Below are 16,686 nucleotides of genomic sequence, written 5' to 3'. Positions count from 1 at the left end.
CAAGCCTCCCGTCAATCGCTGGGGTTGATTCGATTGTCCTTGAGGACATTTCCGCTGATGTAAGTGGTGCTCGCGCCGTCCAGAACGCTGTCCTCCAGTAGTCGACGATCCAGGGAACCTTCCGGGATCTGCTGGCCCGCCAGTGCGGCATCGATCACCGCTTCGACGGTATCGAGGAATGCGACACGAGATTCAGCATAATTCCGCTGGGCATCCTGGGTGGCTTCGATTGAATTGTCGATCCGGAACAATTCAAAGGCGGCATCGGTGATGCTCTGCTGCTGCAGAGATGTTATCGCGGCTTCCCCCGGATAGTCTTTCAGTCCACCGAAGATCAGGCCGCTCATTGCAAGCGTGGTCAGTTCCTTCGCCTGGTCTATCAGGGCGTCACGCGTCGTGGGGCTCATGGCATCGTCGTATTGCGCGGTTGCCGTCGCGTCGGTCAGGATTCCGGCTGTGAAAGCATGCCGATTCACCACGGAAGCCGTCGCATCACGCAAATTCTGCTCATCGTCCAAGCGGGAACCGATTACCTCGTTGACGGAGAGGAACATCTCGGCCTGGTTGGCGGCGCTGACCGTGGCGTAGGCATCCGGGTTGTGCCCGATCTGCCACAGAAGGCGTCCGGTGCCCGCTGAGTCGAAGGACACCTCACCCATGTCTGGGCCGATGCCGCGGGAAGCTGTTCCGACTTCTCCGACGTACTCGGCCGCTATATCGCCGAGGATTGGTTGCATGTAGGTGTAGCGGGTGTCCGTCACGAGGTCGGGGTCTGCTGCGAAGTGGTTCCAGAGGTGTTCGGCGATGCGGATGTTGGCGTCGGAGTGGGTCTGGCCGGGGTTGAGTCCTTCGGAGGCTGCGCGGCCGGTGACTGCGGCTTGTACGGCGTCGGCGAAGCCGTCGTGCACCGGGACCGGCGTGGTGTGTGCGCCTGTCGGCACGAGGATTTGTCCGAAGTGGCGTTCATGGACCAGGTAGTCCAGCCGGTCGTTGCCGTCCTGGGGGTCGAGGTAGGAGGCGGCGACTTCCGGTTGGGCGCCCATCAGGCCCAACGCGCCGTCCACCGGATCCCTGGCGAGCCAGGCGGAGTCGAAGGACAGGGCGGAGTTGCCTGTCTCCAGGTCGGCCACGATCGTCTGCCAGATTCCGGCGTCGCCGCCGGTGGCCGGGTTCTCGGCGGCCAGGAGGTCGTCGGTCAGGTCGTGGAGGAAGCGTTCCGAGTAGGTGCCCTCGGCCGCCTGGAGCTGTCCCACCAGGAGCTGGTAGCCCCGGACCGTCTCGTTCGTCACGCCGGGCACCGTGTACTCCGTGAGTCCGGCCTCGTGCAGGTCGGTCATGAAGCCGGTGTAGAAGCGGCCCTCCTCGGTCCGTGACCACTGCGCGTACTCGGCAGAGCCGGGGGTCAGCGTCGGGACGTCCGTCGCCGTGGCCAGGACGGCGGCCAACTGGCCGTGCAGCTGTTCGGCGCGCGCACGGTGCGCCTCACTCAGGTCTCCGCCCAGGGATTGCCCGGTGAGCAGCGCGGACAGGTCGATCAGGCCGGACGCCCCCATGCCGTCCAGCAGGGCGCGGGAGAACTCGGGGTCGTCGGCGTTGTGGTCCAGCAGCCAGGACAGTTCCTGCCATTCGGCAGGGGACAGTTCCTCCCCCTCGCCCAGCCGTCCCAGCAGTTCCTGTGCCCGGCCGCCCAGGACCTCGTCCAGGCCCGAGGACGCGGAGCCGTTGAAGACACTCCCCGCGGGGGCGTCCACCACCTCGACGAGGGCCAGGCGCAGGTTCTCGTCCGCCTCGCCGACGCGGGCGACGGCACGGTTGAGGGCGAGCTGCCACTCTGCGCGCGCGTCCTCGAGCTCCGGGATGCCCGTACGGTCCAGGGCGTCCAGGACCGCGCCCGTGCCGTTGACCGCGAAGCCCGCCTCCTCGGCCTCGGCGACGACGTCCAGCAGCGCTCGGCGGGCCTCGGTCAGGAGGGACACGCCGTCCCGGAGCAGCGCCACCAGCGCGCGTGCCTCCGTCTCGGCAGCGCCCAGTTCCGCCGTGGTCGTGGAGAGGCGCAGATCGGCGGCCTCCGCGCTCAACCCCTGCCACGCGGCATGCGTGCCGGCGAGGGCGCCGACCCGTGCCGCGTAGTTCTCGCCGACCTCGGCGATCTTCCCGGCGGCCGACTCCAGATCGTCCGCCGCTGCGGTCAGGTCGGAGAAGTCGCGTTCGACGATTTCCGCGTAGCTCGGCACGGGGTCACTCCGCGTCGGCTATGGCCGTGTTCAGGGAACGCAAGTGGAGCCCGGTCTCCACGTCGAGCGCCGAGAAGCCGTTGCCCACGCCCCGCAGCATGCCGGCCTGGCCCGACAGCTCCCCCGTCAGTGAGGCGACCTTGCCCGCCCAGGCTTCCCCGGCCCGTTCCAGTCCACGGGCCACGGCCCATCCCGTCCTGCGCGAAGCGGCAGCCGCCACGGCATCGACCACCTCGGTCCCCGCACGGTCCGTGTCCGGCAACAGCTCGTCCTCGATGTACAAGGCGGCGTCCGTCTGATCCCGCGTCCGTACGCCGAGCCCGCCGGCCCCATCCCCCGAACGAGCAGCACCGATACTCCGCAGCTCAGCCCACTCGTCGTCGAAACCCCCCACGTCCCCCCTCACCGAGCGTCATGCCATGGCCGCAAACCGTCCCACCGTAGAACACACGCAAGCGATCACGCCACTCGTCACAGAGCATCAGGAGGGCGGCGACATGGCGGCGCCCCGCACCGGCCCTGCCGGACGCCGCCCGTCGCACGGCCGGAACATGTCAAAAAAGTCCCGCGGTGCCTCTTTACACATTCCTGACGCCGCGTTACGTTCGCCCCAATTGGGAGCGCTCCCACGTAACCATCCCGCACCACTCGCTCATCACGGCGAAAGGGACGCAACGCGATGAGAGACCGGTCAACCCCCCGCACGCGTCTGAAGAGATCGGCTCTTCTGACGCTCCTCGCCGCGCTCCCCGCGCTCTGCCTGGTGATGTTCACCGGCGGCAGCGCGTCGGCGCACGGCGCACCCATGGACCCCGGCAGCCGTACGTACCTGTGCTGGAAGTACAGCGCCAACGCCTCCGGCGCCATGGACCCCCAGAACCCCGCCTGCCGCGCCGCCCTCAACACGAGCGGCGCCAGCGGCTTCTACAACTGGTTCGCCGTGCTGCGCTCGGACGGCGCGGGCCGGACGGAGGGGTTCGTCCCCGACGGTGAGCTGTGCAGCGGCGGCGCCGTGGTGTACGACTTCTCCGGCTTCGACCTCCCGCGCACCGACTGGCCGTACACGCACCTCACCTCAGGCGCGACGCACGAGTTCACCTACAACCCGTGGGCGCACCACCCCGGCACGTTCCACCAGTACGTGACGGTCGACGGCTGGGACCCGACCCAGCCGCTCACCTGGGACGACATCGAGGACGTGCCGTTCCACTCCGAGACGGACCCGCCCTACCGGGGCTCGGTCGGCAACGCGGAGTCGGAGTACTACTGGGACGCGCAGCTCCCGTCCGGCAAGACGGGCCGCCACATCATCTACACGGTGTGGGAGCGCTCCGACAGCCAGGAGACCTTCTACAGCTGCTCCGACGTCGTCTTCGACGGCGGCAACGGCGAGGTCACCGTCCCCACGGGCGACGACAGCGGCGAGAACCCGGACCCCGGCCCCGACCCGGGCCCGGTCGAGGGCGACTGCACGGCGACCCTGGGCACGGTGAGCAGCTGGAACGGCGGCTTCCAGGCCGAGATCAAGGTCACCAACACGAGTGATGGCACGATCTCCAACTGGACGGCCTCCTGGACCCAGCCCACGGGCAACTCGATCCAGAGCGTCTGGAACGGATCGCTGACACCACACGGTGACCACATCACGGTGAGCAACGCGGCGTGGAACGGACAGCTCAACGCCGGTTCCTCCACCACGTTCGGCTATACGTCGAACGGCACCCCGCCGTCCGCCGACACGGTCCTGAGCTGCGGCGTGAGCTGACGCCCGACCGGAAAGCGGACCGATCCCGGTGCCGGGGGCGCGCCGGCACCGGGATCCCCACCGCGGGCGACACCGCCCGCCCCCGACTGCTGCCGGAGCTGATCGGCTGACGCAGCGCCCCGTGCAGCAACGCCCCGGAACCGGCCGCCGCCCCGAATTCCCCAGCCCCCGCCCGGGGCGGCGGCCCGGCTCCGGGGCACCTCCGCGCCGCGAGCGCGCCGCCGTGGCGTGATTGCCCCGGGGACGCCGGACCCGGAGCATGGTGCCCATGCTGTTCGACGTATGGGCACCGCACGCGGAAAGCGTCACGCTGGAGTTGTCCGGACGGTCCGTCCCCCTCTCCCCCGACCCCGACCGGGCGGGGTGGTGGCGGGCGGAGGCGGACGCCGCCCCGGGGGACCGGTACGGCTTCGCCCTCGACGGGGGCGACGTCCTGCCCGATCCCCGGGCGCGCCACCTGCCGGAGGGGCCGGAACGGCCCGGCGCGGTCGTCGATCTCGCCGCCTTCCCGTGGCGGCACCCGTGGTCGGGGCGCGGCCTGCCGGGCGCGGTGCTGTACGAGACGCACGTCGGGACGTTCACGCCGGAGGGGACGTTCGACGCGGCGGCCGGGCGGCTCGCGCGGCTGGCGCGCCTCGGGGTCACCCATGTGGAGCTGATGCCGGTGTGCCCGTTCCCCGGGCGGCACGGCTGGGGGTACGACGGGGTGGCGCCGTGGGCCGTGCACGAGCCGTACGGCGGCCCGGAGGGTCTGCAGCGGTTCGTGGACGCGGCGCACGGGCACGGGCTCGGTGTCGTGCTGGACGTGGTGCACAACCACCTCGGTCCGTCGGGCAACCGGCTGCCCGACTTCGGCCCGTACTTCACCGACCGGCACCACACGCCGTGGGGTTCCGCGGTGAACCTGGACGCCCCCGGGTCGGACGACGTGCGGGCGTACTTCATCGGCAGCGCCGTCGCGTTCCTGCGGGACTTCCGGCTCGACGGGCTGCGGCTCGACGCGGTGCACGAGCTGGCCGACGACCGGGCCGAGCCGATGCTCGCGGAGCTGTCGGCCGCCGTGGACGCGCTGGCGGCCGAGGTGGGGCGGCCGCTGTTCCTGATCGCCGAGTCCGACCGCAACGACCCGCGGACGACCGCGCCGCGCGAGCGCAACGGCTTCGGGCTCCACGGCCAGTGGAACGACGACTTCCACCACGCCCTGCACGCCGCGCTCACCGGCGAGTCCCAGGGCTACTACGCCGACTTCGCGCGCGCCCCGCTGGCCGCGCTCGCCGCGACACTGACCCGCGGTTTCCTCCACGACGGCGGGTGGTCGGCGTTCCGCGGCAGGTCGCACGGCCGCCCGCTGGACCCGGCGACGCCCGCGTACCGGCTGGTCGGCTACGACCAGACGCACGACCAGATCGGCAACCGCGCCCTCGGCGACCGGCTGGCCGCGCTGATCGGCCCGCGCCGGCAGGCCGTGGCGGCGGCGCTGGTGCTGTGCGGGCCGTTCACGCCGATGCTGTTCATGGGCGAGGAGTGGGGCGCGACGACGCCGTGGCAGTACTTCACGGACCACCAGGACCCGGACCTCGCGGAGGCGGTCAGGTCGGGGCGGCGGCGGGAGTTCAGCGCGCACGGGTGGGCGGAGGGGGACATCCCCGACCCGCAGGACCCGGCGACGCGCGACCGTTCCTGCCTGGTGTGGCCGGACGAGGACGACGCGCCGTGGCTGCTGGACTGGCACCGCCGCCTCATCGCCCTGCGCCACCGGTACCTGCCGGCCGGCCTGACCCTGGCCGACGTGACGGCCGCGTACGACGAGGACGCCGGGTGGCTGCTCCTGCGCAACGGGCCGCTGACGGTCGCGGTGAACCTCTCCCCCGACGCGGCGGCCCGCCTCCCCCTCGGCGACGGCACCTTCACGCCGCTGGCGGCGTCGGCCGAGGGCATCACGCACGACGCGGACGGCGCGCTGGCCCTGCCGCCGGAGTCCGCCGCCGTCCTGCTGCGGGAGGGCTGAGGGGTCACGCCTCCAGGGCCAGCCGGACGCCGAGGGCGACCATGACGCCGCCCGAGACCTGTTCGATACGCCGCCGGACGCCGCCGCGCGCGAGGAAGGACGCGAGGCGGCTCACGCCCCACACGTAGCAGGCGTAGTAGCCGGTCTCGAAGACGGCCCAGACGGCGGCGAGCAGCAGCATCGTCGTGAGGTGCGGCGCGCCGTCGGGGACGAACTGCGGCAGGAACGCCATGGCGAAGACGCCCGCCTTGGGGTTGGCCAGGTTCAGCAGGAGGCCGGCGCGGTAGGCCCGGAAGGCGGATGTACGGGCGCCGCCCGCGCTCTGCGCGCCGCCTGCCGGGAAGCCCTCCCCGGCGGTACGGCGGGCGGCCCGGAGCGTCTGGACGCCGAAACCGACGAGGACGGCGCCGCCGGCGATCCGGACGATGTCGTAGGCGACCTCGGACGCGTCGAGGACGGCGGTCAGCCCGAGCGCGGCGAGGACGCCCCACAGGAAGACGCCGCTCTCGTTGCCGAGGACCGTCCACATCCCGGCGCGGCGGCTGTGCAGGGACTGCCTGATGATCAGGACGGTGCTGGGTCCCGGTGACGCGGCGACGAGCAGGCAGGCCCCGAGGAAGGCGGGGAGGTGGCTCCACATGGGCGTCATCCTGGCCGTGCGTCCCCCGGCCGCACCATCTGTTTTCCGGCACAGCGGCACGCGCTCGGCCGCTCCGGCCGCCCTGGTCTACGGAGCGGTCCCGGTGGCGTGCTTCCTGCGGTGCCGCCGTACCTTCGCGATGCTTCCGCAGGACCGCCCGTCCGGGCCGCCCGCGGTCATCAGGCACCAGCGTTTGCCGGCGTTCCTGGTCGAGTCGTAGAACACCCAGCGGCAGTCGGGGCACGCCTTCATCCGCGGCCACCGGCCCAGCGCGACCGCTTCGAGGACGGTGCCGAGCGTCCCCGCCGCCGGGCCGCCCGGGTGCCGGAAGGCGAGGGCGCCGCCGGTGACGGCGACGCCGACGCCGAGCCGTCCGATCCACTCCGTGACGCGCTCCTCGGCCCCCGGTTCGCGCTCCACGGCGGCGCGCAGGTCGTCCCGGAGCGCGCGCAGCGCCGCGCGCTCGTCCGGCGGGATGCCGTGGCGGTCGGCGTAGGCGTCGAAGAGGTCGGTCGGGCGCCGGGTGTCGTTGGGGACGAGCCAGGTGTTGAGCAGTTCCCTGACCCGTTCGAGATCCCCGGGCGCGTCCTGCGAAGGCCCCTCACCGTTGTTAACCACCCAACCAGGTTACCGGTTGCGCGACCGTGCGACCCCGTTGTTAACTATCCACAGTATTCACCGGTTAACGACCACGGAAGGACGGCATGCGCACGGAAGTCGTCTGGACCTCGCTGCGCTGGGCGGGGATCGAGCACATCGTCTGGACCCGGGACCGCGACGGCACGGCCCACGCCGCCAGCGTGGCGGTGCACGCCCTCCCCGAAGGCACCGCGCACGTGCGCTACGACCTGGCCACGGACGAGGCTGGGCACCCGCGACACGTGTCCGTGGGAGTGAGCGGCCCGAGCGGCGACCGCCACCTCTCGCTCACCCACGACGGCCGGGGCACGTGGACCGGGGCAGACGGCCGCCCGCTCCCGGAGCTGGCCGGCTGCACGGACGTCGACATCTCCTGCACTCCGCTGACCAACACGCTGCCCATCAACCGGCTGGCCGCCGCCACCCTGCCGACGGCCGACCTGCGCGTGGCCTACGTGACCGTCCCCACGCTGGAGGTCCGCCCCGTCGGCCAGCGGTACACGCGGCTCACCACCGGCGGAACCCAGGCGGCGTACCGCTACCGGTCGGCCTCGTTCACGGCCGACCTCACCGTGGACGGCCACGGACTGGTCATCGACTACCCCGGCGGCTGGCGACGCGCCGGCGGCCCGCCCGACCCGCCCCGGAGCGCCCCATGAACACCGCACCCGGCCACGCCCTCGCCGACCTGCCCGCCGACGCCCCCCACCCGGACCACACCGGCCTCCTCTCCCTGTTCGGCCAGTTCGTCGGTACCTGGGACATGGACGTGCGTTTCCACGACGAGGACGGCACGCTGCTCTCCCGGCGGCCCGGCACCTGGTCCTTCGGCTGGGTCCTCGACGGGCGCGCCGTGCAGGACGTCCTCACCTATCCGCGCACCGACGGCCCGGGAGCCGGCGCCCCGGGCGTCCGGGGCATCGGGACCAGCCTGCGTTTCCCCGACCCCGCCACCGGCACGTGGCACGTCTACTGGCTCGGCGCGGTCACCGGCGTCACCGTCGTGCTGCACGGCGGCGGGGACGGCCGGGACATCCTCCTGGAGAGCGAGCCCGAGACCGACGGCACCCTCAACCGCTGGCGTTTCACCGACATCTCCGCCGACGCCTTCCGCTGGACCGGCCACGCGTCCACGGACGGGGGCCGCACCTGGTGGCTGAACCAGGAGATGCTCGCCACCCGGTCGAAGGCGGGCTGACCGGTCCCGGGTCCCGGTGTCCGAGGGGACGGTTACGATCGGTCGCGTGACGGACACGGAGCGGGAGCGGCCCGGCGGGGACGACGTGCTGGTGGTGGGCGGCACCGGCGTGGACACGATCGTCCGGGTCCCCGGCCTGGCCGTCCCCGAGGGGGACTCGCTCTTCGTGCCGCCGGTGCGGGACGTCGCCGGCCACACCGGTACGGCCGTCGCGCTCGCGCTGCGCGCCCTGCACCGGCGCGTCCGGCTCGTGGACTTCATCGGCGACGACCCGCAGGGCGCGCTGCTGCGCGACCGGTTCGCGGCGGCCGGCGTCACCGTGGACGCGCTCCCGGCCCCCGCCGGGACCCCGCGCGGCGTGAACCTCGTGGACGCGGCGGGCCGCCGCTTCTCGTTCTTCGACGGCCGCCACCCGCCGGACCTGCTGATGCCGCCCGGCGCCGTCCTGCCCCACGCCGCGCGGGCGCGTCACGTGCACCTGACCCGCAGCCCCATGAACCGCGACCTGCTGCCCGCGCTCGCCGGACGCGGCGTGCCCCTGTCCACGGACCTCCACGACTGGGACGGCGACGACGAGCGGGCGCACCCGTGGGCGTTCCACCCCGACCTGGTGTTCCTCAGCACCGCGGCCCTCGGCGGCCGCACCGGGGACGTGATGCGCGCCGTCCTGCGGCGCGGCAGGGCACGGCAGGTGGTGGCGATGGACGGGGCGCACGGCTGCCACGTCCTCGGCCGGGACGGCGCGGTGCGGAGCGTCCCGGCCGTCGTGCCGCCCGATCCGGTGGTGGACAGCAACGGCGCGGGCGACGCGTTCGTCGCCGCGTGGCTGCACACCCGGCTCGACGGCGGCGGCACGGACGCCTGCGTACGGGCGGGGCTCGTCGCCGGCGCGTACGCCTGCACCCGGCACGGCACGGCCGAGACGCACCTCACCGCCGCGGCGCTCGCCACGGCGGTGAGGGCTCTGCCGGCGGAGCCGGGGGCCGTCAGGCGGCCGGCTCCTGCGGGTCGAGACGGATGGCGATGGAGTTGATGCAGTACCGCAGGTCGGTGGGCGTGTTGTAGCCCTCGCCCTCGAAGACGTGCCCGAGGTGCGAGCCGCAGTTGGCGCACAGCACCTCGGTGCGCGGCCGGCCCGGCAGCGAGTGGTCCGCCCGGGTCACCACGGCGTCGGTGTCCGCCGGGTCGTAGAACGACGGCCACCCGCAGTGCGACTCGAACTTCTCGCCCGAGCGGAACAGCTCGACGCCGCACGCCCGGCAGTTGTAGACCCCGACGGTCTTCGTGTCGGTGTACTCACCGGTGAAGGCCCGCTCCGTGCCCGCCTCGCGCAGCACGTGGTACTCCTCCGGGCTGAGCTCCCGGCGCCATTCGTCGTCGGACTTGTGGACCTTGAACTCCACGGGACTTCTCCTTCACTTACGCGGTGAGCCGGGCGAGAACGCGCGTGCCGAGCTCGGTCACGTCACCCGCGCCCATGGTGACAACAAGGTCACCCGGCTTCGCCATTCCCGCGACCGCGCCGGTCGCCGCGTCCCGGTCGTGCTCGGCGCGCACGTCGGCGCCCAGCGCGCGGGCCGCGTCGATGACCAGGTCGCTGGTGACGCCGGGCAGCGGGTCCTCGCGGGCCGGATAGATGTCCAGCACGAGGGCCGCGTCGGCGAGGGCGAGGGCGCGGCCCATCTCGGCGCCCAGCTCCCTCGTTCGGCTGAACAGGTGAGGCTGGAAGACGATCAGCACCCGCCCGGCGGCCCCGGAGACCGCGCCGCGCAGCGCCTCGATGTCGGCGGTCATCTCGGTCGGGTGGTGGGCGTAGGAGTCGATGACCTGGACGCCCTCGGCCTCGCCGATGAGCTGGAGGCGGCGGCGGACGCCCGTGTAGGAGCCGAGGGCGTCGGCCAGCGCCTCGGCCGGCACGCCGGCGGCGACCCCGGCGGCGAGGGCGGCGACGGCGTTGTGGGCGTAGTGGCGGCCCGGCACGGCGACGCGGAACGTCAGCTCCCTGCCGTCCAGGACGACCGTGACGTCGCTGGTCAGGCCGGCCGGCGCGACGCGGACGATCGTCACGTCGGCGTCGGGCGTCTCGCCGTAGGTGACCAGACGCGGCCCGCCGCCGCGCGCGGTGAGGCGGGCGGTCAGGTCGCGGGCACCGGCCTGGTCCGCGTTGACGACGAGGGTGCCGCCGGGGACGACGCGGTCGGCGAACTGCTCGAACGCCTCGTGGATCTCGTCGATGGACGCGTAGTTCGCGTGGTGGTCCAGCTCGACGTTGAGGACGATGGCGACCTCCGGCGCGTACCGCAGGAAGCTGCGGTCGCTCTCGTCCGCCTCCGCCACGAACAGGTCGCCGTCACCATGCTCGGCGTTCGACCCCGGCGCGTCCAGGTCGCCGCCGATGGCGTACGAGGGGGTGAGCCCGAGGGCGGTGAGCGCGACGGCCAGCATCGAGGTCGTCGTGGTCTTGCCGTGCGTCCCGGCGACGGCGACGGCCCGCCGGCCCTCCATCAGCGCGGCCAGGGCGGCGGAGCGGTGCACGACCGGCAGGCCGCGGCGGGCGGCCTCGGCCAGCTCCGGGTTGTCGGGCCTGATGGCGCTGGAGACGACGACGGAGGTGGCGTCGGGCGGGAGGTGCTCCGCGGCGTGCCCGATACGGACGGTGGCGCCGGCCGAGCGCAGGGCGGTCGCCGTCGCGGACTCCCGGCTGTCACTGCCGGTGACGGTGGCGCCGCGGCGGGCCAGGATCTTCGCGATGCCGGACATCCCGGCGCCGCCGATGCCGACGAAGTGGGGCCGTTCCATCGCGGGCGGGATGGCCGGTGTCATGCGCGTCTCTCCTGATCGGGGGAGGTGCCTGCTCGGGCGTGGTCACTGATTGTCGCACCCCGGCCGTCCCGGACCGCGTCGGCCGACGCCGCCCGTCAGGCGGTGTGTGCGAAGAGCCGCAGCACGGGCACCCCGACCTTGTGGCGGGCGCGGGACGCCCAGTCGCGGTGGAACAGCTCCTCCACGTAGTGCGGCGCGGTCAGGACCACCACCTCGTCGGCGTTCGTCTCCCGCACGACGGCCGTGAGCGCGTCGAGCGGCTTGTCGCCCGCGAGCCGCCCCACCGCCTCGGTGCCGGCCGCGCGCAGGGCGCGCAGCGTCAGGTCGAGGGCGTGCTGCGCGGTGGTGGGCTCCTCGCCGTCCTCCTCGACGGTCGTGCCCTCGGTGAGGTCCGCCTCGTGCACGGCGCCGGCGAGCTGGCCGACCGCCACGTCGTCGAGCGCGCGCAGGAGCTGGTCCTGGTCGCCGCGCGGCTGCATCAGCACCACGAACGACTGCCGCTCGTCCTCGTGGAGGGTGGTGACGAGGTCCACGTCGGCGGGCGCGATGGCCTTCTCGATCATCAGAACTGTAGTGACCATGGGAGCGCCCTTCGTCTCGGCCGTGCCCCCCGTACCCCGGCAGAAACCATCCTTCGCCGGGTGCGCGCGGGGCGTCGCGTTGTTCAGTCTGCCCAGGGGCGGATAAGCGGAACGCCCGGTTCCGGGGGCTTGACGGCACGCCCCCCGCCGGTCGTCCGCCACCGCGGCCCGCTGAGCACCGTGCGTGTACCCGGGATACCCCCCGGCGAGTCAACGGCCGTCCGGGTGATTTCCCCCGCCCGGGTGGAGCCGCGTCAGCCGCGCCGGTACCGCCCGAACAGGAAACCGGAGTCCTCCAGCAGATCGGTGAGCGCGAGGTCCCGCGGCTCGGGGATCTCCGGGCCGCTCATGAGGCGCGGCGCGGTGCCCACGGTGTAGCGCGGCGAGGTCGCGAGGCACAGTTCGTCCACCACGCCAGCGGCGGCGAGCTGGCCCAGCAGCCGGGGGCCGCCCTCGGTGAGCAGCCGGGTGTGGCCCCGCTCGGCCAGCGCGCGCTTGAGCCGTACAGGGTCGGCGCCCGACTCGTCGCCGGCGACGATCACCTCGACCCCGGCGGTACGGGCCGCCGCGAGTCCGTGGGCCGGTGCCTTGGCGCCGGTGACGACGAGCGTCGGCACGGCCGGCTCGGTGAACAGCGGCAGCGAGAAGTCCAGGTGCAGGCTCGCGCTCACGACCGCGATCGCCGGCACCGTCGTCTGCCCGGCGGCGCGCCGCCGCCCGGTGAACTCCGCACGCTGCCGCGCGGGCCGGTACCCCTCCTCGCGGACCGTCTCGGCGCCGACGACCACCACGTCGGCGAGTGCCCGCAGGACACCGAAGATCCGCATGTCGGCGGCGCCGGACAGCGGCTTGGAGCGGCCGCCGTGGTGGGCGGCCCCGTCGAGCGACGACACCATGTTGGCGCGCAGCCAGCCGCCGTCGGCGTGCTCGGCGGGGTACGCGTAGGCGTCGGCGATCTCGGTGAGCTCCCACTCCCGGTCCACCGCGGCGGACGGGTCCTGGGGGGCGGGGAACAGGCGTCGCATGGGCCGCAGTGTGGCACACGGCCCCACCGGCTCCCCGGGGCCGGGCCGATCGGGCGCACGTAGACTGGGAGATTGTGTCAGCCAGCACCACGCCCCCAGCGAACGGACCGGGCTCCGGCGGCCCGTCCGGCGACCCGGCCGCCCTCACCGAGCGGGAGCCCCGGGTGCCGCCCGAGCGCCTGGTGGCCGAGCTGGTGCCGCCGCCGCGGTTCGGCTCGGCCCGTTTCGACACCTACATACCCGACGCCTCGCAGCCGAGCCAGCACGCCGCGGTGAAGACGCTGGGCGAGTTCGCGTCCTCCCTCGGGGGCGACGCCGGGCAGCCGCCCGCCCGCCGCGGTCTGTGGCGCCGCGCGCGCCGCCCCGCCGCGGCCCCGCAGCCGCGCGGTGTCTACCTCGACGGCGGGTACGGCGTCGGCAAGACGCACCTGCTGGCCTCCCTGTGGCACGCGGTCCCGGCGCCGCCGGAGCGGAAGGCGTTCGGCACGTTCGTGGAGCTGACGAACCTCGTCGGCGCGCTCGGCTTCCAGCAGACCGTGGCCACGCTCGCGGGCCACCGGCTGCTGTGCATCGACGAGTTCGAGCTGGACGACCCGGGCGACACCGTGCTCGTGTCGTCGCTGCTGTCGCGGCTGGTGGACGAGGGGGTCGCGCTCGCGGCCACGTCCAACACGCTGCCGGGCAAGCTCGGCGAGGGCCGGTTCGCCGCGGCCGACTTCCTGCGGGAGATCCAGGGCCTGGCCGCTCAGTTCCGCACCCTGCGCATCGACGGCGAGGACTACCGGCACCGCGGGCTGCCGAAGGCCCCCGAGCCGCGGTCCGACGCCGAGGTGACGGCGGTGGCGCGGGCGACGCCGGGCGCCACGCTGGACGACTTCGGCGCCCTCCTCGACCACCTGGCCCGGGTCCACCCGAGCCGCTACGGCGCGATGTGCGACGGGGTGACGGCCGTCTGCCTGACGGACGTCCGGCCCGTTCCCGACCAGAGCACGGCGCTGCGGCTCGTGGTGCTCGCCGACCGGCTCTACGACCGCGAACTGCCGGTCCTGGCGTCCGGCGTGCCGTTCGACCGGCTGTTCTCCCCCGAGATGCTGAACGGCGGCTACCGCAAGAAGTACCTGCGCGCCGTGTCCCGCCTGACCGCGCTCGCGCGGGAGGCGGGCTCCCTGCCGGCCGCCGCCTGAGCGGCGGCGGGACCGTCAGGTCCGGGTGTGCCCCGGTTTCCCGGAGGGGAGCCGGACGAGGCTGACGATCAGGAACAGGCACCCGAGGGCGTACACGTAGGCGCCCGGCCCCAGGTCGTCCTGGAGGGAAGCGCTCCCGACCGAAAGGAGCAGCAACGTGATCAGTCCGCTGCTGAGGGCGGTGGTGAGCTTGTGCAGGAACCGCACCGTCCGGGGGACGCTGTCCGTCGTCCGCAAGCACGCCACGCTGGTGCAGACGCTCAGCGCGGCGGCCACGGCGAACGGCCAGGCGCCCTCGGACAGGTCGGCCATGACGGACCGGCTCTCGACGGCCGGAAGGAACAGAGAGAGCACGAGGGCCGCCATGGCGAAACCGAGCGGCAGCGTGCCGCGACGGCGCGTTGCGGGCGGCGGAGGCGGCGGCGGGGGAACCACCGGGGGCCGGTGGGCGGCTGGCGCGGGCGTCGGCGCCGGCGGATCCGGTTTCGGGGGTGGCGCGGTCGCGGTGACGGTGAGCGCGCGGGCGACCGCCGGCGGGAGCCAGGCGGTGGCCCCGTCGGTGATCTCGGTGGGCGCGTGGCCGGCGCTGTCCGGTACGGCCGGGGCCAGTTCGTCGACCAGGGCGGAGACCGCGGGCCGCCGGGCGGGGTCCTTGGCCAGGCAGCGGGCGACGACTCCGGCGAGCGGTGCCGGCAGCCCGGTGAGGTCCGGTTCCTCGTACGCGATGCGGAAGTTGAGGGCCTGGGCGGACCCGCTGCCGAACGGGCCGGTGCCGGTGGCCGCGTAGGCGAGCACCGCGCCGAGGGCGAACACGTCGGTGGCGGGGGTGACCGGTGCGCCGGTGAGCTGTTCCGGCGCCATGAAGCCGGGCGTGCCCACGACCGTCCCGGTGCGGGTGAGCGCCGTCGCCTCGGCCGCGACGGAGATGCCGAAGTCGACGACCCGCGGGCCGTCCGGGGCGAGCAGGACGTTCGACGGCTTCAGGTCGCGGTGGACCAGCCCGGCCGCGTGGACGGCCTCCAGCGCCTCGGCGAGTCCGGCACCGAGCGCCCGCACCGCGTCCACCGGCCAGGGACCGTGCGCGGCGACGGCCGTGTCGAGGGCCATGCCGGGCACGTAGGCGGTGGCGAGCCACGGGGGCGACCCGTCGGGGTCGGCGTCGACGACGGCGGCGGTGAAGAAGCCGGTGACCTTCCGCGCCGCGGCCACCTCACGGGCGAACCTGCGGCGGAAGCCGGCGTCGTCGGCCAGTTCGGGGCGGACCACCTTGACGGCCACCAGCCGCCCGCTGGGCGAACGCCCGAGGTAGACCCTGCCCATTCCCCCGGCACCGAGGCGCGCGGTGATCCGGTACCTCCCGACGCCGCGCGGGTCGGTCGGCTCCAACTCGTCCACCGGACTCTCCCCCTCGGACTCGGCTCAGCGTGCATTACACATCACCGAGGCCAATGGCGCACGTTTCCGGCCGACTTGCCGCCGTCAGAAGCTCCAGCAGTACAGGCCGCCGCCCGCTTCCACCGCCGAGGCCGCGAGCCGGGCGACTCCCCGCAGGACCGTCGGCAGATCGTCATCGGTCATGCCGTCCCCGTCCTCGGCCCCGAGTCGCGCGGTCCAGCGGCCCGCCAGCTCCTCGAGTGCGGCGGGGCTCGCGCCGGCCAGCGCCCGGGTCAGCCGCTCCGGCAGGGCGAACACCTCGATGCCGTCGTTCAGGGGGTCGGTGACCCACTCCGGCCACGCCCACCCGTGGAGCCGCTCGATCGGCGGCAGTCCGGCCGACGGCTCGGCGAAGTACAGGTCCCACTCGGCGATGGCACTGTCCGCATCGATGAAACGGCAGGTCACGGACTCGAACTCGGCACCGGGACCCCGCAGCCGGGTACCGGCGGCGGCCTCGTCGTCGGGGGCGAGGAAGAACACTGCATCCTGGGCCACCCGAGCATGATGCCAGCCCACCGACGGGCGCGGTCCCGTACAGTCACCGGCATGACGGAGCAGACCTGTTCGTCCGGGGAAACCCCCGCCGTACCGGACGGCCCGGCGGACGCCCTGGAACTCCAGGAGCTGCGGGCACTGGCCGCCCACCGCGCCCGCCGATCCCGGGGCGAGGACATCGGCATCCCGCACGAGGAGGCGTTCCGCCGCGTCTTCGGCGCGCACGGCCCCTGACACACGACACCGCCGGCGCGGCCCACGCCCCTTGCACGGGCCGAGCGGAATCCCCTAGTCGGTTTTCCGAGGGTGCCCGACCTTGGCGAGCTTCAGCCAGCACACCCGCTTCTCCTGGTCGAACAGGTACCAGACCCGGCCACCGCCCGTCACTTCAAGCTGCCACTGCGGCAGTTCACGGCCCTGGTGCACGGCGCTGGCCAGGTCGAACCTCAGCCGGTGGTGCCGTTCCGTCGGAGGGAAGGGGGCCGGGTTGGTCCGCATCTCGTCCCAGGCCCTGCGGGTGTTCCCCGGTGCCTGCCGACACAGGTCCTGCCACCCGGACACGGCGTCCTTCGTCGCGAAACGCACGTCGAACTCGCCGGCCACCGGTGGCGGCGCGACCGGGTCTCCCCTGCCCAGTGACACCGGTCAACAACTCCC

Annotated in this window: 18 protein-coding genes; 7 read left to right on the top strand and 11 right to left on the bottom strand. The window is 73.6% G+C overall.

Annotated features, from left to right (window positions below):
- Nucleotides 1–11 precede the first annotated feature (11 nt).
- Nucleotides 12–2,234: a DUF6571 family protein gene (locus EMA09_RS23975; RefSeq protein WP_129843049.1), complete on the bottom strand. Its 2,223-nt coding sequence runs from the start codon at nucleotides 2,232–2,234 to the stop codon at nucleotides 12–14.
- 4 nt (nucleotides 2,235–2,238) lie between these two features.
- Nucleotides 2,239–2,418, bottom strand: coding sequence for a hypothetical protein (locus EMA09_RS23970; protein WP_129843048.1), 180 nt, complete (start codon nucleotides 2,416–2,418; stop codon nucleotides 2,239–2,241).
- 495 nt (nucleotides 2,419–2,913) lie between these two features.
- On the opposite strand from EMA09_RS23970, the gene EMA09_RS23965 reads away from it, so the two are divergent.
- Both EMA09_RS23965 and treZ read left to right on the top strand, forming a co-directional pair.
- Nucleotides 2,914–3,999, top strand: a complete 1,086-nt coding sequence (locus EMA09_RS23965) for a lytic polysaccharide monooxygenase (protein ID WP_129843047.1) — start codon at nucleotides 2,914–2,916, stop codon at nucleotides 3,997–3,999.
- 268 nt (nucleotides 4,000–4,267) lie between these two features.
- Nucleotides 4,268–6,007, top strand: coding sequence for a malto-oligosyltrehalose trehalohydrolase (gene treZ / locus EMA09_RS23960; RefSeq protein WP_129843046.1), 1,740 nt, complete (start codon nucleotides 4,268–4,270; stop codon nucleotides 6,005–6,007).
- Between the two features lie 4 nt (nucleotides 6,008–6,011).
- Here treZ and EMA09_RS23955 read toward each other — a convergent pair whose 3' ends face one another.
- Both EMA09_RS23955 and EMA09_RS23950 read right to left on the bottom strand, forming a co-directional pair.
- The gene (locus EMA09_RS23955; RefSeq protein ID WP_129843045.1) at nucleotides 6,012–6,647 is read right to left on the bottom strand and encodes a LysE family translocator; all 636 of its coding nucleotides are present in this window, start codon (nucleotides 6,645–6,647) and stop codon (nucleotides 6,012–6,014) included.
- 87 nt (nucleotides 6,648–6,734) lie between these two features.
- Entirely contained in the window at nucleotides 6,735–7,265 is a 531-nt protein-coding gene (locus EMA09_RS23950) for a CGNR zinc finger domain-containing protein (RefSeq protein ID WP_129843044.1), read from the bottom strand.
- A gap of 86 nt (nucleotides 7,266–7,351) precedes the next feature.
- Between EMA09_RS23950 and EMA09_RS23945 the strand changes: the two genes are divergently transcribed.
- From EMA09_RS23945 to EMA09_RS23935, 3 genes are read left to right on the top strand one after another with little or no spacing between them, the layout of a single operon-like run.
- Complete coding sequence (locus EMA09_RS23945) at nucleotides 7,352–7,945, top strand: putative glycolipid-binding domain-containing protein (protein WP_129843043.1); 594 nt, start codon at nucleotides 7,352–7,354, stop codon at nucleotides 7,943–7,945.
- A complete protein-coding gene (locus EMA09_RS23940) occupies nucleotides 7,942–8,484 on the top strand; it encodes a hypothetical protein (protein WP_129843042.1) in 543 nt (180 codons plus the stop codon). The genes EMA09_RS23945 and EMA09_RS23940 overlap by 4 nt, the downstream gene beginning before the upstream one ends.
- 46 nt (nucleotides 8,485–8,530) lie before the next feature.
- Entirely contained in the window at nucleotides 8,531–9,517 is a 987-nt protein-coding gene (locus EMA09_RS23935; RefSeq protein ID WP_129843041.1) for a carbohydrate kinase family protein, read from the top strand.
- On the opposite strand, the gene msrB is transcribed toward EMA09_RS23935, so the two are convergent.
- The 4 genes from msrB to EMA09_RS23915 form a co-directional block, all read right to left on the bottom strand.
- Nucleotides 9,471–9,887, bottom strand: a complete 417-nt coding sequence (msrB, locus tag EMA09_RS23930; RefSeq protein WP_129843040.1) for a peptide-methionine (R)-S-oxide reductase MsrB — start codon at nucleotides 9,885–9,887, stop codon at nucleotides 9,471–9,473. The genes EMA09_RS23935 and msrB overlap by 47 nt on opposite strands.
- A gap of 16 nt (nucleotides 9,888–9,903) precedes the next feature.
- Nucleotides 9,904–11,307 carry a UDP-N-acetylmuramate--L-alanine ligase gene (murC, locus tag EMA09_RS23925; protein WP_129843039.1) on the bottom strand — a complete coding sequence of 468 codons (1,404 nt, stop codon included), beginning with the start codon at nucleotides 11,305–11,307 and terminating at the stop codon, nucleotides 9,904–9,906.
- A 95-nt stretch (nucleotides 11,308–11,402) separates the two neighbouring features.
- Nucleotides 11,403–11,888 carry an indole-3-glycerol phosphate synthase gene (locus EMA09_RS23920; protein WP_129843038.1) on the bottom strand — a complete coding sequence of 162 codons (486 nt, stop codon included), beginning with the start codon at nucleotides 11,886–11,888 and terminating at the stop codon, nucleotides 11,403–11,405.
- A gap of 254 nt (nucleotides 11,889–12,142) precedes the next feature.
- The gene (locus EMA09_RS23915) at nucleotides 12,143–12,913 is read right to left on the bottom strand and encodes a pyrimidine reductase family protein (protein WP_129843037.1); all 771 of its coding nucleotides are present in this window, start codon (nucleotides 12,911–12,913) and stop codon (nucleotides 12,143–12,145) included.
- Between the two features lie 74 nt (nucleotides 12,914–12,987).
- Between EMA09_RS23915 and zapE the strand changes: the two genes are divergently transcribed.
- The gene (gene zapE / locus EMA09_RS23910; protein ID WP_129843036.1) at nucleotides 12,988–14,097 is read left to right on the top strand and encodes a cell division protein ZapE; all 1,110 of its coding nucleotides are present in this window, start codon (nucleotides 12,988–12,990) and stop codon (nucleotides 14,095–14,097) included.
- 15 nt (nucleotides 14,098–14,112) lie between these two features.
- Here zapE and EMA09_RS29335 read toward each other — a convergent pair whose 3' ends face one another.
- Together EMA09_RS29335 and EMA09_RS23900 are read right to left on the bottom strand one after the other, a co-directional pair.
- Nucleotides 14,113–15,492, bottom strand: a complete 1,380-nt coding sequence (locus EMA09_RS29335; protein ID WP_276324199.1) for a serine/threonine-protein kinase — start codon at nucleotides 15,490–15,492, stop codon at nucleotides 14,113–14,115.
- A gap of 84 nt (nucleotides 15,493–15,576) precedes the next feature.
- Nucleotides 15,577–16,029, bottom strand: a complete 453-nt coding sequence (locus tag EMA09_RS23900; protein ID WP_129843035.1) for a hypothetical protein — start codon at nucleotides 16,027–16,029, stop codon at nucleotides 15,577–15,579.
- 51 nt (nucleotides 16,030–16,080) lie between these two features.
- Here EMA09_RS23900 and EMA09_RS23895 point away from each other — a divergent pair, with 51 nt between their 5' ends.
- A complete protein-coding gene (locus EMA09_RS23895) occupies nucleotides 16,081–16,263 on the top strand; it encodes a hypothetical protein (protein WP_129843034.1) in 183 nt (60 codons plus the stop codon).
- Between the two features lie 54 nt (nucleotides 16,264–16,317).
- Here the strand turns inward: EMA09_RS23895 and EMA09_RS23890 are convergent, their stop codons facing one another.
- Nucleotides 16,318–16,671: a hypothetical protein gene (locus tag EMA09_RS23890; RefSeq protein ID WP_129843033.1), complete on the bottom strand. Its 354-nt coding sequence runs from the start codon at nucleotides 16,669–16,671 to the stop codon at nucleotides 16,318–16,320.
- Nucleotides 16,672–16,686: the final 15 nt, after the last annotated feature.

Source organism: Streptomyces sp. RFCAC02, from assembly GCF_004193175.1.
Classification (GTDB): Bacteria; Actinomycetota; Actinomycetes; order Streptomycetales; family Streptomycetaceae; genus Streptomyces.
The sequence above is the reverse complement of the archived record's forward strand: the minus strand, read 5'-3'. Positions and strand labels throughout refer to the sequence as shown.